We start from the raw sequence: 25,511 nt of genomic DNA, 5'->3' as shown, positions 1-25,511 counted from the left end.
CGGCTTCTTCGACCAAACAAGAGAGTTGCCTGTTACGCCAAGCGGGTTTTCACCTGAGCACTGACGGCGCCCACATCGGCACGTCCCTGAATTTTCGGCTTCAAGACAGCCATGACCTTGCCCATATCAGCCATGACGGCAGCACCACTTTCAGTGATGGCTTGCTCAATCAGTGCGGCAATTTCGTCTGCGGTCAGCTGTTGTGGCAGGAATTCCTGCAGCACAACGATCTCTGCGGACTCTTTGTCGGCGAGATCCTGGCGACCGGCAGCTTCAAATTGGCTGATGGAATCGCGGCGCTGTTTGACCATTTTGATCACGACAGCGAGGATATCCTCATCATTGAGCTCGATACGGGAATCAACTTCACGCAGCTTGATTTCTGCCATCAACAAACGGATCGTCCCCAGGCGAGCCTTATCTCTGGCAAGCATGGCGAGTTTTTGCTGATCCTTGAGTTGATCCTTCAGAGACACGGCATTATCTCCCGATTAGTACAGGCGGATACGACGTGCGTTTTCGCGAGACAGCTTCTTGGCGTGACGCTTTACAGCAGACGCTTTGGCGCGCTTACGAATGGTAGTCGGCTTCTCGTAGAACTCACGGCTACGAACTTCAGACAGGATACCGGCCTTTTCGCAAGAACGCTTGAAGCGACGCAGAGCAACGTCAAACGGCTCATTTTCACGGACTTTGATTACTGGCATGTGCCTTTCACCTCAGTGATATATTGTTAGCTGACCATCAGTCGATCAGCATGTCTTAAAATGGTGCGAAATTATACTCTGGACAGGGAATGAAAGTAAACCCGCAGAGATCGCTCTGGTTTAAAAAACCCGCGAAGGTTACCATAGCCGTCTCATTTTAGCAGTGAAATTTTTTAGCAATGCGTGTATTGGGCATAGAGACATCCTGTGACGAAACAGGGATCGCGATCTTCGACGATCAAAAAGGGATCCTTTCCCATCAGTTATACAGCCAGGTCAAGCTGCATGCGGACTACGGTGGCGTCGTCCCCGAACTCGCCAGCCGGGATCATGTCCGCAAGACGATCCCGTTGATCCAGGCCGCATTGCAAGAGGCGGGACTGGGCAAAGATGATATTGATGGCATCGCGTATACCGCGGGCCCGGGTCTGGTTGGCGCCATTTTGGTAGGGGCGACCATAGGCCGCTCGCTGGCGATGGCGTGGAACAAACCTGCCATCGCCGTGCATCATATGGAAGGCCACCTGCTGGCCCCCATGCTGGAAGAGAGAGCGCCCGAGTTCCCCTTCGTGGCGCTGCTGGTCTCCGGTGGCCACTCCATGCTGGTGCGGGTCGACGGTATCGGCAGCTATCAGCTGCTGGGCGAATCCATCGATGATGCCGCCGGTGAAGCGTTTGACAAGACCGCCAAGCTGATGGGGCTGGATTATCCGGGCGGTCCCCTGCTCTCCCGTCTGGCCGAGAAGGGCACCACCGGACGTTTCCACTTCCCCCGTCCCATGACTGACCGTCCGGGGCTCGATATGAGCTTCTCCGGTCTCAAGACCTTTGCTGCCAACACCATAGCCGCCAACGGTGACGATGAGCAGACCCGCGCCGATATCGCCCGTGCGTTTGAAGATGCGGTGGTCGATACACTGGCCATCAAGTGCCGTCGCGCCTTGAAAGAGACCGGCCTCACGCGCCTGGTGGTGGCCGGTGGTGTCAGTGCCAACCGTCACCTGCGTGCCCAACTCGCCGAGCTCATGGAGAGTCTCAAGGGTGAGGTGTTCTATCCACGCACCGAATATTGCACCGATAATGGCGCCATGATCGCCTATGCCGGTATGCAGCGTCTGAAAGCGGGTGTGTTCGAGCCGCTGGCGGTCAAGGCCGTACCACGCTGGCCGCTGGACACCCTGGATCCGGTGTGATCCTGCAGATCCGGCTGCAATGAAAAAGGGGCTGAAGGCCCCTTTTTGGTTGCTGTCAGCAGCGCATATGCGCCCTGATTGGTACTCGCTAGTTGGTCCGAAACAGCGCCTCGATGGAGAGCCCCTGCCCCATCAGGATCTCCCGCAGGCGACGCAGTCCTTCCACCTGGATCTGGCGTACCCGCTCCCTGGTCAAGCCGATCTCGGACCCCACGTCTTCCAACGTGGCCGGTTCATAACCGAGCAGGCCAAAACGACGAGCCAGCACCTCACGCTGCTTGGGATTTAGCTCCTCCAGCCAGTGCACAATGCTGGCACGCATATCGTCATCCTGCGACTCCAGCTCGGGCCCCATACCACGTTCATCAGAGAGCACATCCAGCAGCGCCTTGTCGCGATCTCCGCCTATTGGGGTATCCACGGAGGTGATCTTCTCGTTAAGCTTGAGCATGCGATTCACGTCGTCTACCGAGCGATCCAGCGCAAAGGCGATGTCCTCTGCGGTTGGTTCATGATCGAGGCGATGAGAGAGTTCACGAGCAGTACGCAGATAGACGTTCAGCTCCTTGACCACATGGATGGGCAGACGGATGGTGCGAGTCTGGTTCATGATGGCCCGCTCTATGGTCTGGCGGATCCACCAGGTAGCATAGGTGGAGAAACGGAAGCCGCGCTCGGGGTCGAACTTCTCGACTGCGCGAATAAGACCGAGGTTGCCCTCTTCAATAAGATCCAGCAGCACCAGGCCGCGGTTGTTGTAGCGACGGGCGATCTTAACCACCAGTCGCAGGTTTGATTCGATCATGCGCTTGCGGGCGGCTTTATCACCTCGCAAGGCACGACGGGCGTAATAGACCTCCTCTTCGGCAGTGAGGAGGGGGGAGAAGCCAATCTCCCCCAGGTAGAGCTGGGTGGCATCCATCACCTTGTTCAGTTCCGGTGCCATCAGTTCATCGGAGATGGTCTCTTCCACCTCGGCGACGACCTCGCCCAACTCTTCTACTTCATGGGACTCGGATTCGGCGTCAAACTCTAACTCTGCATCCTGCATAACCAGTTGTTCTTGGCTCATGGCGTGTCTCCCTGACCTGAACCAGAGTAAGACTTAACTCTCTGGGGTTAACGCTTTGGCAAATGGCTCATCGGGTTTATCGATTTGCCTCGATACCGGATTTCAAAGTGCAATCGCACATCCGGTGCGTCCGTGCTACCCATCTTGGCAATGACTTCTCCGCCCTTGACGCTATCCCCTTCCCTAACCCGCAACTCATCATTGTGAGCGTAGGCAGAGAGGTAGTCGTCATCATGCTTGAGGATAATCAGCTTGCCATAACCCCTTAGTGCGCTACCCGCATAGACGACCTTGCCGCCACTCGCTGCGTAGACGGGTTGCCCCTTCTGACCAGCGATATCTATGCCCTTGTTTCCCTGTTCTGCAACGGAGAAACCCTCGACGATCCGGCCTTGTGTCGGCCAGTGCCAAGATAGTTTCGACTGAGGCTTATTGTCTGTTTTTTGTTCTTTGACCTGAGCGTATTCTTTTGAAGATGGCTGAGCAATCGTTTTCTGTTTGATAAATGGGGTGGTCGTACCTGATGGCGCTGTCGCAAGGGGTTTGGGGCCGGTACTTTGTGGCGTGACCGGACGGGTCGCGGCGACCATCTGGCTACCTCCCGTGCTGGCAGACTGCACATTCAGCACCTGGCCAACCTGGAGTGCATAGGGTGCCTGCAGGCTGTTACTCTGTGCCAGCGTCTGATTCGACATGCCAAACTGACGGCCTATGCTGCTCAGAGTATCCCCAGGGCGAACCTGATAGGTGCCGGCACTGCGTGCAACCGTCTGGCTGCCGGCGGACGAATCGAACCGGATCTGTTGTCCCGGATAGATGTTATAGGGAGGGCTGATGCCGTTGAGGCTGGCCAGAGACGGTACATCATTGCCCGAGTTGAAGGCGATGGAGTAGAGGGTATCCCCTTTTTTCACCGTGTAGCTGTTGCCCTGAATGGCCGGCTGAGCCGTCCCCTGACGAGTCGGTACGGTCGAGACAAGGCGATCATTGCCCAATCCCTGTACCGGAGCAGCAGTCTTGCTGGAAGAGCAAGCGAGCAGCAGCCATGACAACACGACGATACTGCTTCCTTGCCAAACACGCGAACGCATAGTGGATCCTTAACGACTAAACCAGAAATAGGCCACAACGGCCAAACAAATACAGAGCCAGCCCAGCACATCCACATAGTGCATCAGCTTGCGCTCCATCTTCTCACCGCCCCAGCGCATCAGGCCCGCGACCAAAAAGAAGCGCATGCCACGACCGATCAACGAGGTCACGATGAAGGGCAATAGCGCCATTTGCAACAGGCCTGCCGTGACGGTAAACACCTTGTAGGGGATCGGCGTGAAGCTGGCAATAAAAATCACCCAGATGCCCCACTGCTCGAACCACTGCCGGGCCAGGCTAATCTTCTCTTCATATCCCACCGAGGTAACCAGCGGCTGCACCACGGGCTCCCACAGGGCATAACCGAGTGCATAGCCAAACAGCGCCCCCAATACGGAGAAGATCGTCGCCAGTGCGGCGTAGTGCCACGCCTTGTGCGGCCTGGCCAGCGCCATGGGCGCCAGCATCACGTCCACCGGGATCGGCCAGAACACCGACTCGGCAAAGGCGGTGATCGCCAGATAATAAGGGGCATACTTGTGGCGGGCCCACTGCATCACCAGCACGTACAAACGAGAAAACAAGGTCACTCAACATCTCCGTCGATCAGGGGAACAAACCTTACCGGCTCCAGGATCTTGCTGGTCAGCTGGGAGCCGGATCGCTCGATCAGCTGCAACATCTGCTGGCTGTCCCCCACCGGCAGTACCAGACGGCCGCCATCGGCCAGTTGATCGGTCAGGGCGGTGGGCACTTCGCTGGCCGCCGCCGTCACCAGGATCGCATCAAACGGCCCCTTGTTGGGCCAGCCCAGCCAGCCGTTGCCGTGCTTGGCGGAAACATTGTGCAGATCGAGCTGCCGCAACCGGCGTCTGGCCTGAAACTGCAGCGACTTGATCCGCTCCACTGTGTAGACATGCTCCACCAGATGCGCCAACACCGCCGTCTGATAACCGGAACCAGTACCAATCTCCAGCACATGGGCAGGAGCATTCTGGATCAGCAACTCGGTCATCCGCGCCACCATATAAGGCTGGGAGATGGTTTGACCGTGGCCGATGGGCAACGCCGTGTTGTCCCAAGCCTTGTGGGCCATGGCTTCATCCACAAACAGCTGGCGCGGCACTTTCGCAATCGCCGCGAGTACGCGGAAATCACGAATGTCCTGCGCGATCAGCTGGTTTAACAGGCGCTGTACTATCACACCTTCATCCCTGCAGGTCTAACCAAGCCCCCAGACCCGCCAGACTGCTGTAAGCAGTCATATCGATGGTCAGGGGGGTGATCGAGACGTAGCCCTGCTCGATGGCGGCAAAATCCGTGCCTTCTCCCGCATCCTGCTGACTGCCGGGGGGGCCTATCCAGTAGATGGGCTGACCACGGGGATCCTCGGTACGGATCACCGACTCCGCCCGATGACGATTGCCAAGACGAGTCACTCTGATCCCCTTGATCTGCTCGAGGGGCAAGTCCGGCACGTTGACGTTGAGGATCTGATCGGCGGGCAGCGGGTGCACCATCATGCCCTTCACCAGTAGGGCCGCATAGTGGGCCGCGCTGGCGAAGTGGGTCTTGCCTACCAGCGAGATGGCCAGCGAGGGAAAGCCGAGGTGACGCCCTTCGGTAGCCGCCGCGACCGTGCCAGAGTAGATGACATCATCCCCCAGGTTGGCACCGTGGTTGATGCCCGCCACCACCATGTCGGGTTCAGGGCGCACCAGTTCGTTGACCGCCAGATGCACGCAGTCAGTCGGCGTTCCCTTCACCGCATAGCTCTCGATCCCATTAAAGCCGGTTTCGCTGAGGCGAGTAACCCGCAGCGGCACCTCCAGCGTCAGGGAGTGACTCGCGCCGCTGCGGTTGCGATCCGGCGCGACAACGATGACCTCGCCGCAGGCCGTCAACGCATCGCTGAGGGCACGGATCCCCTCGGCATGCACCCCATCGTCATTACTGACCAGAATTCGCATCGGACTGATTCCTGAAACCATGATCGGCCTCTTCGGCCTGCATTAATTCGCGTACCACACTGGTGGCAAAGGCGCCGGCCGGCAGGAAGAACGACAGGGTCAACGCCTCGTCGTCCAGCTGCCAGCTCATCTGCCCCGGCTTGAGCAGGAGCGGACGACGGTCCTGCTCCAGGCCAGCCTTCTCCAGGCCGTCGCACCAGTCGCGGTAAGGCACCAGCACGGCCTGCTCGAACTCGGCGGCCGCCCCCTGGCTCGCCAGCCGGCCACGACCCCATTGGGGGGCGGTCAGCTGCACATCACCGGAGGCGAGACGGGCCTCGAGCTCAGGGGTCAGCAGCTCTTCGCTGAAGATGGAGTGGCTGCCCTTGAGCATCACGCAATCACCGGCCAGCAGCTGGTGAGCCAGCCCCTGTTCGATGCGGGTGCTGACAATGGCATTGAACAGCATGCTGCGGGCGGCAGAGAGGTAGAGGGAGCGCTTGTTGCGATCATGGATCCGCTTGCCGGCAAACATCGCCTTGGCCGCTTCCAGGTTGTTGCCACCACGGCCAAAACGCTGCTCACCGTAATAGTTCGGCACCCCCTGGCTGGCGATAGCCTGTAGGCGTGACGCCAGTCCCTCGGCCTGTTCCAGCCCGGTCAGACGCAGGGTGAAGTGGTTGCCCTTGAGGTAACCAACCCGCAATTTGCGGTTATGGCGCCTGGCTTGCAAGATCTGGATGCTATCGCTCTGGATGACCGAGAGGTCCGGCTCACTCTTGCCTGGCAGGTGAATGCCAAACCACTGCTCGGTCACGGCGTGGCGATCCTTGAGGCCAGCCCAGGTCACTGCGTTGCGATTGACCCCGGCCGCATCGGCCAGCAGGCCCGCCACCCAGGCGGTGTTTTCGCCGGTTTTACGCACCCGCACGAAAATGTGTTCACCCTCGCCACAGGGCTCGAAGCCAAGATCCTCAACCACCACGAAATCACTGGCCTCGGCCTTGAGAATGCCACGGGCGGTGGGCGCCCCGTGCAGATAACTGAGTTGTTCCAACATTATTGTTTCACCAGTAAGACGACGGCTTCGGTGGCGATCCCTTCCTTGCGCCCCGTAAACCCGAGTTGTTCTGTGGTAGTCGCCTTGACATTCACACGGTGCAAATCACACATCAGGTCGGCGGCCAGCACGGCGCACATGGCGTCGATATGGGGTGCCATCTTGGGGGCCTGGGCTATGATGGTCACGTCCAGATTGCCGATGACATAGCCTGCCTTTTTTACTCGGGCAAATACGTCCCGTAGCAGGATCCGGCTGTCGATCCCCTTGAATTGCGCGGCGGTATCGGGAAAGTGGCGGCCTATATCACCGGCACCGATGGCGCCCAGCAGGGCATCGCTCACCGCGTGCAGCACCACATCGCCGTCGGAGTGGGCCAGCAGGCCCTGTTCGTACGGCACAGCGACGCCACCCAGCATGCAGGGACCAACCCCACCAAATTTGTGTACATCAAAACCATGACCAATGCGCATCATCAGCTGCAACCTCCCAACATGCTGAAACCAACCCCATCAATTTTGTGTACGTCCACACCATGTCCAATCCGGATCATGCTAACTCCTTGTTCGGGCCTGTTTGTTCGAGACAGTCTGTTCTGACTGAGGAGCTTATGCCTGCTGGCTTAAAAACAGCCCCGCCAGGGACAGATCCTCCGGCCGGGTCACCTTGATATTGTCGGCACGCCCTTCCACCATGCGCACGGTGAAACCGGCACGCTCCATGGCAGAGGCCTCGTCGGTCATGATGGCCCCCAAGGCCAGCCCCTCCTCCAGCGCCCGCAACAGGGTACGGCTGGGGAACATCTGCGGCGTCAGGGCATGCCAGAGCTGCTCGCGATCGACGGTGCCGAGTATGTTGCCCATGGCGTCTGAACGCTTCATGGTGTCGCGCACCCGGCTACCCAGAATGGCGCCACCACACGGGATGGCGGTGGCGATGAGCCGGTCAAGGTCGCCGTGGGTCAGACAGGGACGGGCGGCATCGTGCACCAGCACCCACTCCCCCTCTGCCAAGTGCAGCGCATTGAGAACGGAAAAGGCGCGCTCGGCGCCCCCCTCTACCCGCAGGACACGCGGGTCTGTCGCAACGGGCAGGGCATCAAACCAGCGATCGTGAGGAGCCAGCGCCACTATCACCTGGGTGATGGCCGGGTGAGACAGCAGGGCGCCGAGGGTATGCTCGAGAATGGTCTGTCCCGCCAGTTGCAGATACTGTTTCGGACAATCGGCGCCCATCCGGCTGCCAATCCCGGCGGCGGGGACTATGGCGGTCAGCCCGGTCTGGCGATCAGTCATCGTAGGCTGCATCTCCCGAGCTGGAGCCCTTGTCCTTATCCTTGGGGATGATCCGGTAGAAGGTCTCGCTCTGCTTGATGTAGCCGAGATCGTTGCGCGACAGCTCCTCTATGGCTTCAAGACCCGAGGTCAGATCGTCAATCTCGCGATAAATCAGGTCGTTGCGGTCCTTGAGTACCAGATTGTCCTGCTGCTGCCGGGAGATGGCGTCGGACAATTCGTGATAATCGGACAGGCCATTCTTCCCCAGCCAGAGGTCATATTGAAGCCCTCCCAACAGGAAGAGCAGGATAAGAGTGAGTAGCCGCATGCACTGAGTCTCCTTCAAGCGGCCTAGTTTCCCATATTCGCAGGCAAGACAAAAGGAAGCCTGTGTCCCGGATGGGCAGGGCCGGAATAAAAAATGCAGAAACGGCGCCCGGCGATGACGGAAACGAAAAAGCCCCGCCATATTGGCGGGGCTTTGAGCAGATTAAGGGCGGGCTGAAATTAAGCCTGGCCTTTCACTTCTTTCAGACCGTTGAACGGAGCTTTGGCACCCAGAGCTTCTTCGATACGGATCAGCTGGTTGTACTTGGCAACACGGTCAGAACGGCTCATGGAACCGGTCTTGATCTGGCCTGCAGCGGTACCAACAGCCAGGTCGGCGATGGTCGCGTCTTCGGTCTCACCGGAACGGTGGGAGATGACGGCAGTGTAGCCAGCGTCTTTGGCCATCTTGATGGCAGCCAGGGTTTCGGTCAGGGAACCGATCTGGTTGAACTTGATCAGGATGGAGTTGGCGATGCCGTTGTCGATGCCGCGCTTCAGGATCTTGGTGTTGGTTACGAACAGGTCGTCACCCACGATCTGGATTTTCTTACCCAGCTCTTTGGTCTGGTAAGCGAAACCGTCCCAGTCAGATTCGTCCAGGCCATCTTCGATGGAGACGATCGGGAACTTGGTGGTCAGGTCAGCCAGGTAGTCGGAGAACTCGTTGGAGGTGAAGATACGACCTTCGCCCTTCAGGTTGTACTCTTTCTTCTCGGCGTCGTAGAACTCGGAAGCTGCGCAGTCCATGGCCAGGGTGATGTCTTTACCCAGTACATAGCCAGCAGCGGCAACGGCTTCAGCGATCACTTCCAGCGCTTCGGCGTTGGATTTCAGGTTGGGAGCGAAACCACCTTCATCACCCACAGCAGTGTTGTAGCCCTTGGACTTCAGCACTTTGGCCAGGTTGTGGAACACTTCGGCACCCATGCGAACGGCTTCTTTCAGGGTCTTGGCGCCAACTGGCTGGATCATGAACTCCTGGATGTCGACGTTGTTGTCGGCGTGCTCACCACCGTTGATGATGTTCATCATCGGCAGCGGCATGGAGTAAACACCGGCGGTGCCGTTCAGCTCGGCGATGTGAGCGTACAGCGGCAGGCCTTTGGCAGCGGCGGCGGCTTTGGCGTTGGCCAGGGAAACAGCCAGGATGGCGTTAGCGCCAAACTTGGATTTGTTCTCGGTGCCGTCGAGGTCGATCATGATCTGGTCGATAGCAGCCTGGTCTTTGGCATCTTTACCCAGCAGAGCTTGAGCGATCGGGCCGTTGACGGCGGCGAGGGCTTTCAGAACGCCTTTACCCAGGAAACGGCTCTTGTCGCCGTCACGCAGTTCCAGCGCTTCGCGGGAACCGGTGGACGCGCCAGACGGCGCGGCTGCCATACCAACAAAACCACCTTCCAGGTGAACTTCGGCCTCAACGGTCGGGTTACCACGGGAGTCGATGATTTCACGACCGATCACTTTAACGATCTTGGACATGTGTATTTCCTCAGGTTTCGTAAAAAAACAACAAAAATATGCCAAAAAAAGCGGCTGTGGCACAGAGCCTCAACCGCATTTATTTTAAATTACTTCAGATTACGCTTCTGATACTCGCCTGCCGCCTTCACAAAACCGGCGAACAGGGCGTGGCCATCACGGGGAGTCGAGGTGAACTCCGGGTGGAACTGCGCCGCCACGAACCAGGGGTGATCCGGGATCTCGATGATTTCCACCAGTTTCTTGTCGGCGGAGAGACCGGTCACTTTCAGACCTGCCGCTTCAATCTGCGGCAGCAGCTTGTTGTTCACTTCGTAACGATGACGGTGGCGCTCGTAAATGGTCGGGCTGCCGTACATCTGACGCACCTTGGAATCGTCGACCAGGTGGCAGAGCTGGGAGCCCAGACGCATGGTGCCGCCCAGATCGGACTTCTCGGTACGAGTCTCGACGTTGCCTTCGTCATCCACCCACTCGGTGATGAGACCGACGACCGGATAGGCGCAATCTTTCTTGAATTCGGAGGAGTGAGCCCCTGTCATGCCCGCCACGTTGCGTGCAAATTCGATCATGGCAACCTGCATGCCGAGGCAAATACCCAGATAAGGGATCTTGTTCTCACGGGCATACTGGGCCGCCTGGATCTTGCCTTCCACGCCGCGCTCACCGAATCCACCTGGTACCAGGATCGCATCCAGGCCTTCCAGCAGCTCGGCGCCACGGGTCTCGATGTCCTGGGAGTCGATGTACTTGATGGTGACGGAGAGACGGGTCTTGAGACCACCGTGCTTGAGCGCCTCGTTGACGGACTTGTAGGCATCCGGCAGGGAGACATACTTGCCGACCATACCGATGGTCACTTCCGCAGTCGGGTTGGCCTCTTCGAAGACCACCTGCTCCCACTCGGACAGGTCAGCCTCCTTGCACTCCAGACCGAAACGCTCGGTGAAATAGGAGTCCAGATTCTGGGACTTGAGCAGAGCCGGGATCTTGTAGATGGAGTCGACGTCTTTCATGGAGATGACGGCGCGCTCGGGCACGTTGCAGAACAGGGCAATCTTGGCACGCTCATTGGCCGGAATGGCGCGGTCGGAGCGGCAGATCAGCACATCCGGCTGGATACCGATAGAGAGCAGCTCTTTCACGGAATGCTGGGTCGGCTTGGTCTTCACTTCACCGGCAGCGGCCAGGTAAGGCACCAGGGTCAGGTGCATGAACATGGCGCTGTTGCGACCCACTTCGGCAGCCAGCTGACGAATGGCCTCAAGGAACGGCAGGGACTCGATATCGCCCACGGTACCGCCCACTTCGACGATGGCCACCTGATGACCTTCGGCACCGGCAATCACCCGCTCCTTGATGGCGTTAGTGATGTGCGGGATGACCTGAATGGTGGCACCAAGATAGTCGCCACGGCGCTCTTTGCGCAGCACGTCGGCGTAGATGCGACCAGTGGTAAAGTTGTTGCGGCGAGTCATCTTGGTGCGGATGAAACGCTCATAGTGGCCCAGATCCAGATCGGTTTCGGCCCCGTCCTCGGTTACGAACACTTCACCGTGCTGGGTCGGGCTCATGGTGCCCGGATCCACGTTGATATAGGGGTCCAGTTTCATGATGGTCACATCCAGACCACGGGCTTCCAGAATGGCTGCCAGAGAAGCTGCGGCAATGCCTTTGCCGAGGGATGAAACAACGCCACCAGTTACAAAAATATATTTTGTCGTCATGCTGAACCTGAAAGAAGTTTAGGGAATTTAAGGGGTGCTTCGGGGATGAAGCAGGACGGGGAAACAGTATACCAAAACCCCCTCTCCCAAACAATGAACAAAAATCTATCAGGCTCCCCGCCCCCTCATCTTGCGCCAAATCAACTTTGTTCGGTTTCCTTGGCCTTGTCCCAGGCTGCATCCAGCTTTTCCAGTGAACAATCGGTCATTTTCAGCCCTTCCGCGGCGATAAACTGCTCAACCAGACGAAAGCGACGTTCGAACTTGGTATTGGCACCCCGCAGCACCTGCTCCGGATCCTTGCCAAGATGACGTACCAGGTTGACGGTAGCAAACAAGAGATCGCCGAGCTCATCGCTCACCCGCGCTTCGTCCACATCGGCCATCAGCGCCTCTTCCATTACCTCGTCGATCTCTTCGTGGATCTTGTCTACCACAGGTCCCAGCGTCTTCCAGTCGAAACCAACCGTGGCACAGCGCTTCTGGATCTTGGCCGAACGGGTAAGGGCTGGCAGCGAGAGCGGTATGTCATCCAGCACACTCTGCTGATCCAGCGCAGCCCGCTCTTTGGCCTTTTCGGCCTCCCAGTTCACCTTCACCGCCTGCTCGTCACCGAGATCTGCATCGGAAAACACATGGGGGTGGCGGCGAATGAGCTTTTCGCTCACCGCATCCACGATATCGGCGAAATCGAACAGCCCCTGCTCCTTGCCCAGCTGGGCGTAAAACACCACCTGGAACAGCAAATCGCCGAGTTCCCCCTTCAATCCCTGCCAATCACTGGTTTCGATGGCATCGGCGACCTCATAGGCCTCTTCCAGGGTGTGCGGCACTATGGTCTGAAAGCTCTGCTTGAGATCCCAGGGGCAACCCTGTTGCGGGTCACGCAGGCGAGACATGATATCGAGCAGTTGGGGCAGGTCGTAACGTGGGGGCATGGGATGATTCGCTTTTTGATTCGTACCACAGGGGGAAAACAGTGACCGACCTAGCGGTCGGTCACGGGTTGGTTCTTGATGACAATCAGAGGCGCTTGGCGCTGATCACGTCATTGAGCTGGCTGAGCTTGGCCAACGCCCGGTTGAAGGCGTTGATGTTGTAAATCTCCAGCTCCATGTCGATCTCGGCAGTCTGCTCGCGCACGTTAGAGCGCGAACGCACTCCCATTACGTTTATCTTCTCGTTGGCCAGCACTGTGGTGATGTCTCGCAGCAGACCCGAGCGATCGTTGGAGAGAATGCGGATGGTTAGGCCATAACCACCGGAGTAATTCTCCCCCCATACGGCGTCGATCAACCGCTCCGGGTTACGACGAGAGAGCTCCTTGAGCTGCTCGCAATCATCCCTGTGGATAGACACCCCGCGCCCCATGGTGATGAACCCCTGAATGGTGTCACCGGGGATAGGCTGGCAGCAGCGAGCGATATGGGTCATCAGATTGCCGACCCCTTCCACGACTATGTGATCCTTGGGCTTGGGCCGGAACGGGGTATTGGCCTTCTGCTCCAGTTTTTCCAGCACACGGCGATCTTCTTCCTCCGCCGTCAGCTTGTTGTAACGGGTGTCCAGGTAGTTGAGCAGCTGATTGATGCGGATATCGCCACTGCCGATACCGGCCAGCAGGTCTTCGAGCTCCTCGGCGTGGAAACGCTCAAGAACCACCTTGTCCACCTTGGAGAGGGTCAGGTTATGCCTGTCCAGCTCCTTCTCCAGCAGTTCCTTGCCGGCGGCTATGTTTTTGTCCCGATCCAGCTTTCTGAACCAGGTGGCCACCTTGGCCCGCGCCCGGCTGGAGCGCAGGAAACCCGAGTTGGGGTTCATCCAGTCGCGGCTCGGATTCGGCTCCTTCTGGGTGATCACCTCCACCTGGTCGCCGGTCTGCAGCGCATAGGTGAACGGCACTATGCGGCCGTCAATCTTGGCGCCGATGCAGCGGTGGCCGATCATGCTGTGCACGTGATAGGCGAAGTCGAGCGGGGTGGCCCCCGCCGGCAGATCAATGACATCCCCTTTCGGGGTAAACACATAGACCCTGTCTTCGAACACCTGACTGCGCAGATCCTCGAGCAGGGAGCCGCTTTCGGAGAGATCCTCCTGCCAGGCGAGCAGCTTGCGCAGCCACTCGATCTTGTCTTCAAAGTTGTTGGCCTTGTTGGCGGCCTGAGCCCCTTCCTTGTAACGCCAGTGAGCAGCCACGCCAAGCTCGGCATCCTGATGCATCTGGTCGGTACGGATCTGGATCTCCACCGTCTTGCCCTCGGGCCCCACCACGACAGTGTGGATGGACTGGTAACCATTGGGTTTCGGGTTGGCGACATAATCGTCAAACTCGCGGGGAATATGGTGGAAGTGGGTATGGACTATGCCGAGCGCCGCGTAGCAATCCTGCAGCCGCTTGGTCACCACCCGCACCGCACGCACGTCGAACAGTTCGTTGAATTCGAGGTGCTTCTTCTGCATCTTGCGCCAGATGCTGTAGATGTGTTTCGGGCGGCCATACACTTCCGCCTCCACCCCGGCCTCTTTGAGCCCGTCGCGCAGGGACTGCACGAACTCGCGGATGTAGCGCTCCCGATCGAGGCGCTTCTCGTCGAGCTGCTTGGCAATCTGCTTGTAGGTGTCCGGGTGCAGGTAACGGAAGGCGAGATCTTCCAGCTCCCATTTGAGCTGACCAATGCCGAGCCGGTTGGCGAGCGGCGCATAGATGTTGGTGATCTCCTGGGCCATCAGCACCCGGGTCTCTTCATCCGCCTTCTTGGCCTCACGCAAGCAGGCGATACGCTCCGCCAGCTTGATGACCACGGCGCGCACATCCTCGACCATGGCGAGCAGCATGCGCCGCACGTTGTCGACCTGCTCCGGCGAAGTCTCGCTGCGGTGCAAGGTCTGCAGGGAGCGGATGGCCTCCATCTCCAGCACCCCTTCCACCAGCTTGGCGATCTTGGGGCCGAAGTCTTCGTCCATCCGCTCCTGGCTGATGAGGCCGGCTTCGACGAAGGGGTAGATGATGGCAGCCTTGAGAGTGCCGAGATCCATGCTGAGCATCAGCAGAATGCCCGCCATCTCGACACCACGCACCAGCAGACGGTTGGTGAGCGCCTCGTCACCAAGCGTCAGACAATACTGATAGACGGTTCGCAACTGATCCTTGTCACTGTCACTCAGGGTGAGCGAGCTGACCCACTCTTCCAGGGTGAAGTTGTCTTTCAAATGAATATCGCGAACCGCAACCATGGTATCAATCCTTTAAATTATTGGGCCGAAAGCTGCCGCTTCCTCCCCCTCACCTGATGAGACTGCCTCAGATGGGGATATCTGGAGAACTTTTCAAGGCATATTGTCAATAAAGACAATAGAGTTCTCCAACAGGCCCAGCCGATTTACGAGGGGCTAGATTACCCCAATCACTCAGGCTCCAACAGCCTAACGGACTCCGGATATACCGGATTAAAAGAACATATCCGCCCCCCAACACGTCAGACCAAGGGGTAGGATGACTGAGTTCCTTCACCCTTGGTTAGGCCGTGAATGACCTCGTTTACTCCCGCTCAAACAGGGCCATGGACTCCAGGTGACCCGTGTGGGGGAACATGTCGAGCATCCCCAGACGCACCAGTCGATAGCCCCCTTTCACCAGCACCCGACTGTCACGGGCCAGGGTGACCGGGTTACAGGAAACGTAGACCACTCGCTTGGGTGAAAGTTTCACGACGTGACCCATCACCTCCAACGCACCGGGGCGGGCTGGATCCAGCAATACCAGATCGAACCCTTCCCGTGCCCAGGACATGCCGACTATGTCACCGCTCAAGTCCGCCTTGTAGAAACGGGCGTTGTCGATGCCATTGCGACGGGCGTTCTCCTCGGCGCGGGCCACCATGGCCAGATCCCCTTCCACTCCCACTACTTCGCGGGCCTGACGGGCCAGTGGCAGGGTGAAGTTGCCGATGCCGCAGAACAGATCCAGCACCTTGTCATCCTTGCTTGCCCCGAGCCATGCCAACGCCTGGGTCACCATGCGCTGGTTGATGGGGCCATTGACCTGAATGAAGTCACCGGGAGCAAATGCAAGAGACAGGCCATCAAGTGAGTAGGATGGCTGGAATACGTGGTGCAACGGCTCGATGCGTTCATCGGCAGCCTGCAGATAGAGGTCTATCCCCTGTGCCTTCGCAAACGCCACCAGCAGGGCGAGATCCGCCTCGTTGGGGCGACCCGTATGGCGCAGCAGCATCATGATCCCCTGCTCGGCCTGAATGAGTTCGGCATGGCCCAGCTCACGCTGGCTCTTGAGGCGATTGAGGCACTCGCGCAGCGGCGCTATGAGCGCAGAGAGCGGCTCGGCCAGCACGGGACACCCCTCAATCTCCACCAGGTCATTGGATTGGCGACGACGAAAACCGACCCGGGTGCAGCGGCCATTCTTGTCAAACTTGATGGCCAGCCGGCAGACCCGGCGGTAAGCACGAGACTCCCCTGTCAACACGGGCTCCAGCGCTGGCGCCTTGATCTGCCCCAACCGCTCGAACAGGCTGACCAGCCCGGCCTCTTTGGTGGCCTGCTGATCCGCCTCGCCAAGATGCTGGGCATTGCAACCGCCACACTCGCGGTAGTGGCCGCAGAAAGGGGCGATGCGATTGGCCGCCGGGGTCACTACCTGTTGCAACGCGGCATGGGCATACTGCTTCTTGTCTTCGAGGATGCGGGCCTTGACCTGCTCACCGGGCAGCCCCCCTTCGATGAAGATCGCCTTGCCCTGATGACGGCCGATACCGACGCAGTGGTGATCCAGGCTGTCTACCGTAAATTCAATACGTTGGGGCTGGGTGGATTTCTTTTGGGGTTTGAAAAACTGGGCCATAAAACTTGGTGCCTATAGGTGGCTATGTCATGATTGTGGAATCTGCAGCAGGCTATTGTCCCACAAGAATAATAGTATGACCAAATCCGGCCTGCGGGCCCGCCCACTGTCGTGTACCCTCTTGCCCACCCTGCTCATCGGGGGATTATTCCCATGACCAAGTACGGCCTTCGAGCCCGTGTGCTGGCCTTTACCATATTGCCGACCCTGATCATTGGCGGCCTGATGGCCGGTTATTTTACCTTCCACCGCTACCAACAGCTGGAAAACAACCTGATCGATCAGGGCATCAACATCATAGAGCCGCTGGCCATTGCCAGTGAATACGGCATGACCCAGCACAGCCGGGAATCGCTCAAGCGGCTGATTGGCCTGACCCACCGCAAAAACTCACCGTTCATCAAGTCCATCGCCGTCTTCACCCAGGACAACCAGCTGTTCGTGACGTCCAACTATCACAGGGACTTCACCCGGCTGCGGCTGCCCGATGGCAGCAAGATCCCCGAGCTGACCAGCGTCACCCTGTACGGTGACGACATCATATTGCGCACCCCGATCCAGGCCGAGACCAGCATGGATGGCTTCCCGCTGCCCAGCGATGTGGAACCGCCCATGATCGGCTACATCTCCATGCAGATGACCACCGACAGGGCCATGATACTGCAGTATCGCGATACCTTCTTTGCGGTGATCGTGGTGCTCATCGGGGTCGCCTTCAGCACCCTGTTTGGCTTTAGGCTGGTCAAGAGCGTGACCCAGCCCATCACCGACATGGTGCAAGCGGTGCACAAGATCAGGGAGGGGCGACTCGACACCCGGGTCAGCGGCCAGCTCACCGGCGAGCTGGACATGCTGAAAAACGGCATCAACGCCATGGCCAAGGCGCTCTCGGAATATCACGAGGAGATGCAGCAGAACATCGATCAGGCGACCTCGGATCTGCGGGAGACACTTGAACAAATAGAGATCCAGAACGTTGAACTCGACATGGCGAAGAAACGGGCGCAGGAGGCGGCGCGGGTCAAGTCCGAGTTCCTGGCCAACATGTCCCACGAGCTGCGTACCCCGCTCAACGGTGTCATCGGCTTCACCCGCCAGCTGCTCAAGACTCCGCTGACCCCGAGCCAGACCGACTACATGCAGACCATAGAAAAGTCGGCCCGCAACCTGCTCGGCATCATCAACGACATTCTCGACTTCTCCAAACTGGAGGCGGGTAAGCTGCAGCTGGAACATATTCCGTTCAGCCTGCGCGACACCCTCAACGAGACCATGCACCTGCTCGGTCCCAGCGCCCACGACAAGCAACTCGAACTCTCCCTGCAGGTGGATGCCGAGGTGCCGGACTACCTCACCGGCGACCCCATGCGCCTGCAGCAGGTGCTGACCAACCTCACCGGCAACGCCATCAAGTTCACCGAGCGCGGCAACGTGGACGTGCGCATCGAGCAGACCGGGTCCAGCAACGGTAACAAGGTGCGGCTCAACGTGCTGATCCGCGATACCGGCATCGGTATCTCGGAAGAGCAGCAACGCCAGCTGTTTCAGGCCTTCAACCAGGCCGACTCCTCCATCTCGCGTCGCTATGGCGGCACTGGCCTGGGTCTGGTCATCACCCAGAAGCTGGTGCAGCAGATGGGGGGGCAGATCCGTTTCGAATCCGAGTTTGGCAAAGGCTCCGTCTTCTCCTTCAGCCTGGACATCGACGTCTCTCCCCTGCCCCAGACCGACAAGCTGCCGCTGGATCGTATCCAGGGCAAACGGGTCTGGCTGCTGGAGCCGGACCCCTTCAGCCACTCCTCCCTCTGCGCCCTGCTGGCGGAGTGGCAGCTGGATGTGCAGTCGCTCGCCATCGACACCATCTGGCCCGAAATGAGCAACCAGGACATGGTGATCATCGGCAGCAGCACACTGCACACCCCGCAGCAGGTGATCGCCCGCCTCGACGGGCTGGACGGCCAGCAGAACACCATAGTGCTGCTCAGCAGCCACGAGCCCTCACTCTATGACGCCATGCTGGCCCATGGTGCCCAGCACTGCCTCTCCAAACCCACGAACCACCGCAAGCTGCTGCACGCCCTGCTCTCCCCCGAGCCAGCCAAGAGCGCGCCGCTGCCTGCCCCCACCCCGCGCAGCGTGCAGGCGATCAAGGTGCTGGCGGTGGACGACAATGCGGCCAACCTCAAGCTGATCGCCGCCATGCTCAAGGAGATGGTGAGCCAGGTGGTGGTCTGCAAGAATGGCAAGGAGGCTGTCAGACTGGCCCAGAGCCAGCCATTCGATATCATCTTCATGGATATACAGATGCCGATCATGGATGGCATCAGCGCCACCCAGGCGATCCGCAGCCAGTCCCTCAACACCGAGACGCCGATCGTGGCGGTGACCGCCCACGCCATTCCCGGCGAGCGGGAGAGGTTGATCAGGCAAGGGATGGATGACTATCTGGCCAAGCCCATCGACGAGGGCATGCTGGCCCAGCTCATCACCGACTTCGCCCATCGTCGCCACCAGAACCACGCAGACCAGCAGATAGACTGGCCCCTGGCGGTGCGCCAGGCCGCCGGCAAGCCGGATCTCGCCAAAGAGATGCTGACCATGCTGATGGCCAGTTTCGACGAGGTGGATCCCGTGCTGGAGGCGGCCCTTACCGGTCAGGTGGAGGATGCCGAGGTGCTGGCCCAGCTGCATCGCCTCAACGGTGGCTGCGCCTATTCCGGGGTGCCTGGTCTGCAACGGCTGCTCTCCCAGCTGGAGCAGCAGCTACGCGACGGAGTGCCGGTCAGCGAGCTGGAACCCGAATTGCTGGAATTGCAGGATGCGATGGAGCAGGTGCGCCAGGAGGCGCCAGACTACCTCGCCTGAATGAGCGGGATGCAGGGCGGCTCGCCATTGGCAGCAACCCCTAGCCCCCTTCTCCTGCCAGGGCCAACCCCGCTTTTTCTGACGCGGGGCGCGCCAGATGATAAAGTTGCGCCGTTTCTACAGGAGTCAACATGACCAACAACGATATTCTGCGCCGTCTGCGCTACGCCCTCACCATCAGTAACGATCAGATGGTCGAGATGTTTGCCAAAGGCAACCTGACGGTCACTCACGCCCAGCTGCACAGCTGGCTGATGAAAGAAGCGGCTGAAGGGGAAGAGCAAGAAGCAGGCTATGTCGCCTGTCCCGATGCGGCCCTGAGCCAATTCCTCGACGGCTTCATCATAGCGCGCCGCGGTGTGCGGGAAGATGCCCCGGCCCAGGTGATCCCGAACCGGATCAACAACAACATGATACTGCGCAAGCTGCGCATCGGCCTCAACTACAAGGAAGAGGACATGCTCGGCACCCTCAAGCTCGCCGACTTCAACCTCTCCAAGTCCGAACTGAGTGCCCTTTTCCGCGCCAAGGATCACAAGCACTACCAGGATTGCGGGGATCAGATCCTGCGCAACTTCCTCATCGGCCTCACCGCCAAGTACCGCGCCTGAGTCATGGGCCAGCGTATCCGCTCACTGTCAGCCCGCCTCTCGCTGGCCAGTGAGCGACGCTGGCCGTCGTGCCTTCTCAAGTCGGACCCGAACAGATCCATGTGGCTGCAGCTATGGTCACTCTGCCTCATACTGCTGCTGAGCGCCTGCCAGCCTGCCCCCTATCAGCTCTCTTCCCGTTATCCCAGCGCCAGCCAGAATGAACGCATCGCCTTCCTGATCCTGCACTACACGGATGAGGACGACGCCCACTCCCTCCGCCTGCTGACCGAGCCGGCCCATCAGGTGAGTGCCCACTACCTGATCCCCCGCGACACGGATCAGACGCCGCTGCCCGTCTACCAGCTGGTGCCCGACAGCCAGCGCGCCTGGCATGCGGGTCGCAGTCGCTGGCACCAGTATGCGGGGCTCAATGCCAGCTCCCTCGGCATCGAAATTGTCAACCTGGGCTATCCGCCGGAAGATGAGCTACTACCCGCCCACCTGCGGCGCTGGCAGCCTTACACCCAGGCGCAGATCGCCGCCATCGGCGCCCTGACTCAGAAGCTGGTGCAACGCTACCGGATACCGCCAACCCAGGTGCTGGCCCACAGCGATGCTGCCCCCGAGCGCAAGCAGGATCCCGGCCCCCACTTCCCCTGGCGCGAGCTCGCCCTGCACTACGGGGTCGGCGCCTGGCCCGACGATGCCAGAGTCACGACCCTGCGCCAACAACCGCCCCCCGCCTGGGATGCCCTCACCTGGCAGCAGCAACTCGCCCGTTACGGCTATGGGGTCACCCCAAGCGGCGCCTGGGATGAACAGAGCCGCGCCGCCCTGCGCGCCTTCCAGCTCCATTTCCGTCCCGCCCTGGTCAACGGCGAGCCCGACGAGCAGAGCCAAGCCATCCTCACCGCCCTGCTGGAGCGTTACTTCCCCGAGCCGGGCTGAGACTATCTGCTGACAATGAAAGAGGGATGCCATGCAGGCCTTCCTCGCCGCCCACCCGGATGCGAGCGATCAGCGCCAGTATCTGGTACCCGCGATGGAGGAAGTGCTCGCCGCTAAGATCCGCATGTGCATGAGCGGCGGCAGACTCTGATCATCACGGGGTGACGCGCACGTCTGGCTGACACCTCCCCCTGCACCTGCTCTGCTTTGCTTTGCAATCAAAAGGGACGCCATGGCGTCCCTGTTTGTTCGTCTCTCGCGGTGTGCAACACCGCCGGGCGGTCAGATCCCCTGACGGGCTTCCTGCATCAGCAGGCGCATGTCGCTCACCGCCTTGCTCAGACCGTCGAAGGCGGCACGGCCTATGATGGCGTGGCCGATGTTGAGCTCATAGAGCTCGGGGATAGCGGCGATGGCCTTGACGTTGTGGTAGTGCAGACCATGGCCGGCATTGACCTTCAAGCCTTTGCCAGCAGCATAGGAGGCGCCGGCGGCGATACGCTTGAACTCGGCGTTGCGTTCGGCATCCGTGGTGGCATCGGCGTAACGGCCGGTGTGGATCTCGATGAAGGGAGCGCCACTTTCGGCGGCCGCGTCGATCTGGTGCGGGTCGGCATCGATGAACAGCGACACCTGGGCGCCGACGGCCGAGAGGCGCGTCACCGCATCCATTATTTTGTCGAGCTGACCGGCCACGTCCAGACCACCCTCTGTGGTTACCTCGGTACGCTTCTCCGGCACCAGGCAGACGAAGTGCGGCTTGATGCGACAGGCGATGCCGATCATCTCCTCGGTCACCGCCATCTCCAGGTTCATCCTGGTCTGTATGGTCTGGCGCAACACCTCGACATCACGGTCCGTGATGTGGCGACGGTCTTCCCGCAGGTGGACGGTAATGCCATCGGCACCGGCCTGCTCGGCCACGAAGGCGGCCTGCACCGGATCCGGATACTGGGTGCCACGGGCATTACGCAGGGTGGCGATATGATCGATGTTCACACCCAGATAGATTTCGCTCATTGATGACTCCTTGAAACACTTCATCTGTTAACTGTGCTGCTGCCGCCTTGGCGCCAGCGCAGATATCCATATGTCACCGTGTGCTGGCTTTGCGCTTTAAAAACAGCTCCCGGCTCTTTAACTGACGCTTACCCAGATAGGGTTGCAGCGCCAGTCGGCTGAAACGTTTGGCCGCCTGCAGCAAGGGAGGGGTATCGAAACGTCCCTCGGCGAAGGCCAGCAGGTGGGCACCGAGGAACAGGGTACGGGGATCCGGCGCCCGCTCGCAAGCGACAAAGCCCAATTCACGCTCGAAGCCGTAGAGCAGCTCGGGCTGGATCGCGGACTCGTCGTCGGCGGCGTATTCGAAGTCCACCGCATAGCCAAGCGCCTGCAACAGCAGGAACTCGAAACGGCGCAGCGGCAACTCGGGCGTCTCGCCATCCGCCAGCGCCATCAGGGCACGGGCATAGGCGTCAAACACCTCGGGAAAGGGGGTATGGGCTTCCAGCAGGTAGTAGACCAGCTCATTGAGGTAGAGACCGTAGAAGAGACGATCGCCACCGAGTCGCAATGAGTGATCCGGACATTCGACCTGGGCGAGATTCTTGAGATCACCCTTGCCACGCCAGCTGATGGTGAGCAGGGAAAAAGGTTGAAGCAGCCCCTTCAGAGGGGAGCGTGGCCCGCGAGAACCGCGAGCCACCAGGGTAAATCGGCCACTATCCTGGGTAAACACCTCGACCAGCTGACTGGTCTCCCGATAGGGCCGACTGTGGATGACGAAGGCTGGACTCAGCAATCAGTCATCGCCATAGCCGAGACTGCGCAGGGCGCGCTCGTCATCGGCCCAGCCCGCCTTGACCTTGACCCACAGCTCAAGGAACACCTTGTTCTGGAACAGGCGTTCCATGTCGATGCGTGCCTCTGTGCCTATGGTCTTGATCTTCTCACCCTTGTTGCCGATGACCATCTTCTTCTGGCCATCACGCTCCACCAGGATCAGGGCGTTGATGTGATAGATGCCGCTCTCTTCCACCTTGAAGCGCTCGATCTCCACGGTCACAGAGTAAGGCAGCTCCTCACCGGTGAAACGCATCAGTTTCTCGCGGATGATCTCGGAGGCCATGAAGCGGGAAGAGCGGTCGGTCACGTAATCTTCCGGGAAGAAGAAGTTGTTCTCCGGCAGCAGATCCTTGGACCACTCGCGGATCTTCTCCACGTTGGTGCCCTTCTCGGCGCTGATGGGCAGGATATGGGAGAACTTCATCTGCTGGCCCAGCCACTCCAGGTGGGGCAACAGGTCTTCCTTGTCCTTGACGTTGTCGATCTTGTTGACCGCCAGCACCACGGGACAAGGCAGATGACGCAACTTGCCGAGCACCATCTCGTCATCCTTGGTCCAGTGGGTACCGTCGACCACGAACACTACCATGGCCACGTCCCCCAGCGAACTGGTGGCGGCGCGGTTCATCAGACGGTTGATGGCCCGCTTCTCTTCGATGTGCAGACCCGGGGTATCCACATAGATGGTCTGATGGTTCTCCTCGGTGTCGATCCCCAGGATCCGGTGACGGGTGGTCTGGGGTTTCTTCGAGGTGATGCTGACCTTCTGGCCGAGCAGCTTGTTGAGCAGGGTGGACTTGCCCACGTTGGGACGGCCCACGATGGCGACAAAGCCGCAATAAGTGGTATCTGTCATGACAGTTTTTCCAATGCCTGTTGTGTTGAAAGACCGCGTCTTCTTGGATCAGCAGTAGCTGTCACGACAATCTTTCCAATGCTTGCTGCGCCGCAGCCTGTTCTGCCTTGCGGCGACTGGTGCCGACCCCGACCAGCGGACCATCCAGGCCTTCCACGTCGCACTGGACGGTGAACTCCTGGTTGTGGGCCTCGCCCTTGACGTTGGTCACTGTGTAGGTCGGCAGGGATTTACGGCTTCCCTGCAAAATTTCTTGCAAGCGGGTCTTGGGATCCTTCTGCTCTATGCCCGGGCGTATCTCGTCCAGACGGCTGGCATACCAGCTCAGCAGCAGCACCCGCACCCCCTCAAGATCAGTATCCAGATAGACGGCGCCAATCACCGCCTCGACCGTGTCGGCCAGAATGGATTCGCGACGGAAACCGCCGCTCTTGAGTTCGCCAGGCCCGAGGATCAAGTGATCCCCGAGGTCAAACTCCCGGCCCAGTTCGGCCAGGGTCTTCTCGCGCACCAGGGTGGCGCGCATCCGGCTGAGGTCCCCTTCCGCCGCTTGCGGGAAGCGGTGGAACAGAGCATCGGCAATCACCAGACTCAAAATAGAGTCTCCCAAAAATTCCAGTCGCTCATTGTGACGGGAACCGGCGCTACGGTGAGTCAGCGCCCGGGTCAACAGTTCCTGATCGTGAAAGACATGCCCGAGACGGGACTGCAGTCTGTTCATTTTGATATTCATTTACTTGATTCCGCCAATGCGGTTGAAGCGCACACCTGTCGGTACCCAACTTGGCAGCAGGGAGCCTTCTTCACGCTCGAATTCAAAACTTATCCAGATAGCGACCGCCTTGCCGACCAGGTTCCTTTCGGGCACAAACCCCCAGAAACGGCTGTCGGTACTGTTGTCACGGTTATCACCCATCACGAAGTACTGACCTTCCGGCACGACCCACTCGTCGGGGTAAGTACCGGGCTGGCGATAATAACGGTCGACCATATCGGGCATCAGCGGGTTGCGAAGAGTCCCGTGGGACACCTCACCCAGCTGCTCGGTATAGCGGTCAAGCGGGATCCCCATCTGGGTAAATTCACCCCTTTGTTCAAACTTGGCGTCGACCTTCTCGAAGCCCGGGCACGTTTTCCCTTCCTGCTCCTCGCACTTGGGCCGGATCATCAGCTCCTTGTTGCGATAGATGACCCTGTCACCCGGCATGCCGACCACTCGCTTGATGTAGTCCACCCGGGTATCCAGCGGATACTTGAACACCACCACATCGCCACGTTTGGGTTCGCCAGTCTCGAGGAACTTGGTGTTGGTCACCGGATCCCGCAGACCGTAGGCAAACTTCTGTACCAGAATGAAGTCGCCCACCAGCAGGGTGGGCATCATGGAGCCAGACGGGATCTGGAACGGTTCAAAGATGAACGAACGCAGAATGAGCACGAGCGTGATGACCGGGAAGACACCGGCGGTCTGTTCGATCCAGACCGGCACGGGGGCAACCTTGGCCAGGGTTTTCTCATCCAGATGGGCGCCGCCATGGGCACGGGCCATGGCAATCTTGGCGGCCCGCTGCTTGGACCAGATCATCTTGTCCAGACACCAGATAACACCGGTGATCGCGCAGACCACCACCAAGATCAGGGAAAACGTGCTTGCCAT

The 25,511-nt window shown here is 59.5% G+C and carries 25 protein-coding genes and 1 pseudogene; 5 read left to right on the top strand and 21 right to left on the bottom strand.

Annotated elements, in window-relative coordinates; all coding sequences use genetic code 11:
* Positions 1-32: 32 nt before the first annotated feature.
* Positions 33-476, bottom strand: a complete 444-nt coding sequence (locus GWQ22_RS06025) for a GatB/YqeY domain-containing protein (protein ID WP_275929743.1) — start codon at positions 474-476, stop codon at positions 33-35.
* 15 nt (positions 477-491) lie between these two features.
* Complete coding sequence (rpsU, locus tag GWQ22_RS06020; protein ID WP_005309452.1) at positions 492-707, bottom strand: 30S ribosomal protein S21; 216 nt, start codon at positions 705-707, stop codon at positions 492-494.
* Positions 708-886: 179 nt separating this feature from the next.
* On the opposite strand from rpsU, the gene tsaD reads away from it, so the two are divergent.
* Positions 887-1,900, top strand: a complete 1,014-nt coding sequence (tsaD, locus tag GWQ22_RS06015; protein WP_043826335.1) for a tRNA (adenosine(37)-N6)-threonylcarbamoyltransferase complex transferase subunit TsaD — start codon at positions 887-889, stop codon at positions 1,898-1,900.
* 88 nt (positions 1,901-1,988) lie between these two features.
* On the opposite strand, the gene rpoS is transcribed toward tsaD, so the two are convergent.
* The 14 genes from rpoS to rlmD form a co-directional block, all read right to left on the bottom strand.
* Positions 1,989-2,972: an RNA polymerase sigma factor RpoS gene (rpoS, locus tag GWQ22_RS06010; protein WP_042033754.1), complete on the bottom strand. Its 984-nt coding sequence runs from the start codon at positions 2,970-2,972 to the stop codon at positions 1,989-1,991.
* 47 nt (positions 2,973-3,019) lie between these two features.
* Positions 3,020-4,063, bottom strand: a complete 1,044-nt coding sequence (locus tag GWQ22_RS06005; RefSeq protein WP_212513585.1) for a peptidoglycan DD-metalloendopeptidase family protein — start codon at positions 4,061-4,063, stop codon at positions 3,020-3,022.
* A 9-nt stretch (positions 4,064-4,072) separates the two neighbouring features.
* Positions 4,073-4,654 carry a YqaA family protein gene (locus GWQ22_RS06000; protein ID WP_042033756.1) on the bottom strand — a complete coding sequence of 194 codons (582 nt, stop codon included), beginning with the start codon at positions 4,652-4,654 and terminating at the stop codon, positions 4,073-4,075.
* On the bottom strand, positions 4,651-5,268 hold the full coding sequence (locus tag GWQ22_RS05995; RefSeq protein ID WP_108537344.1) for a protein-L-isoaspartate(D-aspartate) O-methyltransferase: 618 nt from the start codon (positions 5,266-5,268) through the stop codon (positions 4,651-4,653). The genes GWQ22_RS06000 and GWQ22_RS05995 overlap by 4 nt, the downstream gene beginning before the upstream one ends.
* Positions 5,269-5,272: 4 nt before the next feature.
* Positions 5,273-6,034 carry a 5'/3'-nucleotidase SurE gene (gene surE / locus GWQ22_RS05990; protein ID WP_108537345.1) on the bottom strand — a complete coding sequence of 254 codons (762 nt, stop codon included), beginning with the start codon at positions 6,032-6,034 and terminating at the stop codon, positions 5,273-5,275.
* Positions 6,015-7,073, bottom strand: a complete 1,059-nt coding sequence (gene truD / locus GWQ22_RS05985) for a tRNA pseudouridine(13) synthase TruD (protein WP_275929742.1) — start codon at positions 7,071-7,073, stop codon at positions 6,015-6,017. Before truD ends, surE begins: the two co-directional genes overlap by 20 nt.
* Positions 7,073-7,549, bottom strand: a complete 477-nt coding sequence (ispF, locus tag GWQ22_RS05980; protein ID WP_275929741.1) for a 2-C-methyl-D-erythritol 2,4-cyclodiphosphate synthase — start codon at positions 7,547-7,549, stop codon at positions 7,073-7,075. The genes truD and ispF overlap by 1 nt, the downstream gene beginning before the upstream one ends.
* 132 nt (positions 7,550-7,681) lie before the next feature.
* Positions 7,682-8,368, bottom strand: coding sequence for a 2-C-methyl-D-erythritol 4-phosphate cytidylyltransferase (gene ispD, locus GWQ22_RS05975; protein WP_108537346.1), 687 nt, complete (start codon positions 8,366-8,368; stop codon positions 7,682-7,684).
* A complete protein-coding gene (gene ftsB / locus GWQ22_RS05970) occupies positions 8,361-8,678 on the bottom strand; it encodes a cell division protein FtsB (RefSeq protein WP_042033762.1) in 318 nt (105 codons plus the stop codon). The genes ispD and ftsB overlap by 8 nt, the downstream gene beginning before the upstream one ends.
* A gap of 179 nt (positions 8,679-8,857) precedes the next feature.
* On the bottom strand, positions 8,858-10,159 hold the full coding sequence (gene eno / locus GWQ22_RS05965; RefSeq protein ID WP_042033763.1) for a phosphopyruvate hydratase: 1,302 nt from the start codon (positions 10,157-10,159) through the stop codon (positions 8,858-8,860).
* A gap of 89 nt (positions 10,160-10,248) precedes the next feature.
* The gene (gene pyrG / locus GWQ22_RS05960) at positions 10,249-11,886 is read right to left on the bottom strand and encodes a CTP synthase (glutamine hydrolyzing) (RefSeq protein ID WP_042033764.1); all 1,638 of its coding nucleotides are present in this window, start codon (positions 11,884-11,886) and stop codon (positions 10,249-10,251) included.
* A 140-nt stretch (positions 11,887-12,026) separates the two neighbouring features.
* On the bottom strand, positions 12,027-12,824 hold the full coding sequence (gene mazG / locus GWQ22_RS05955) for a nucleoside triphosphate pyrophosphohydrolase (protein ID WP_275929740.1): 798 nt from the start codon (positions 12,822-12,824) through the stop codon (positions 12,027-12,029).
* Between the two features lie 85 nt (positions 12,825-12,909).
* Positions 12,910-15,120 (bottom strand): GTP diphosphokinase, encoded by a 2,211-nt coding sequence (gene relA, locus GWQ22_RS05950; RefSeq protein ID WP_042033766.1) that lies wholly within the window; start codon positions 15,118-15,120, stop codon positions 12,910-12,912.
* Between the two features lie 304 nt (positions 15,121-15,424).
* On the bottom strand, positions 15,425-16,747 hold the full coding sequence (rlmD, locus tag GWQ22_RS05945; protein WP_042033767.1) for a 23S rRNA (uracil(1939)-C(5))-methyltransferase RlmD: 1,323 nt from the start codon (positions 16,745-16,747) through the stop codon (positions 15,425-15,427).
* A gap of 153 nt (positions 16,748-16,900) precedes the next feature.
* Here rlmD and barA point away from each other — a divergent pair, with 153 nt between their 5' ends.
* The 4 genes and pseudogenes from barA to kbaY all read left to right on the top strand — a co-directional run.
* Positions 16,901-19,612: a two-component sensor histidine kinase BarA gene (gene barA, locus GWQ22_RS05940; RefSeq protein ID WP_275929739.1), complete on the top strand. Its 2,712-nt coding sequence runs from the start codon at positions 16,901-16,903 to the stop codon at positions 19,610-19,612.
* Between the two features lie 131 nt (positions 19,613-19,743).
* Positions 19,744-20,223 carry a DUF1456 family protein gene (locus tag GWQ22_RS05935; protein ID WP_042033769.1) on the top strand — a complete coding sequence of 160 codons (480 nt, stop codon included), beginning with the start codon at positions 19,744-19,746 and terminating at the stop codon, positions 20,221-20,223.
* Between the two features lie 3 nt (positions 20,224-20,226).
* On the top strand, positions 20,227-21,153 hold the full coding sequence (locus tag GWQ22_RS05930) for an N-acetylmuramoyl-L-alanine amidase (RefSeq protein ID WP_275929738.1): 927 nt from the start codon (positions 20,227-20,229) through the stop codon (positions 21,151-21,153).
* A gap of 25 nt (positions 21,154-21,178) precedes the next feature.
* Positions 21,179-21,304 (top strand): annotated as a pseudogene (kbaY, locus tag GWQ22_RS21855) (tagatose-bisphosphate aldolase subunit KbaY); the annotation flags it as partial.
* A gap of 131 nt (positions 21,305-21,435) precedes the next feature.
* Here the strand turns inward: kbaY and pdxJ are convergent.
* From pdxJ to lepB, 5 genes are all read right to left on the bottom strand, one after another.
* On the bottom strand, positions 21,436-22,173 hold the full coding sequence (gene pdxJ, locus GWQ22_RS05925) for a pyridoxine 5'-phosphate synthase (protein WP_108535563.1): 738 nt from the start codon (positions 22,171-22,173) through the stop codon (positions 21,436-21,438).
* Between the two features lie 73 nt (positions 22,174-22,246).
* Positions 22,247-22,954: a DNA repair protein RecO gene (gene recO / locus GWQ22_RS05920; protein WP_275929737.1), complete on the bottom strand. Its 708-nt coding sequence runs from the start codon at positions 22,952-22,954 to the stop codon at positions 22,247-22,249.
* The gene (gene era, locus GWQ22_RS05915; RefSeq protein WP_042033774.1) at positions 22,955-23,854 is read right to left on the bottom strand and encodes a GTPase Era; all 900 of its coding nucleotides are present in this window, start codon (positions 23,852-23,854) and stop codon (positions 22,955-22,957) included.
* 61 nt (positions 23,855-23,915) lie between these two features.
* Positions 23,916-24,587 (bottom strand): ribonuclease III, encoded by a 672-nt coding sequence (gene rnc / locus GWQ22_RS05910; protein ID WP_042033775.1) that lies wholly within the window; start codon positions 24,585-24,587, stop codon positions 23,916-23,918.
* Positions 24,588-25,511, bottom strand: coding sequence for a signal peptidase I (gene lepB, locus GWQ22_RS05905; RefSeq protein ID WP_042033776.1), 924 nt, complete (start codon positions 25,509-25,511; stop codon positions 24,588-24,590). It lies immediately after the preceding gene.

This window comes from Aeromonas sp. 1HA1, assembly GCF_029237385.1.
GTDB classification, from domain to species: Bacteria; Pseudomonadota; Gammaproteobacteria; order Enterobacterales; family Aeromonadaceae; genus Aeromonas; species Aeromonas popoffii.
The sequence above is the reverse complement of the archived record's forward strand: the minus strand, read 5'-3'. Positions and strand labels throughout refer to the sequence as shown.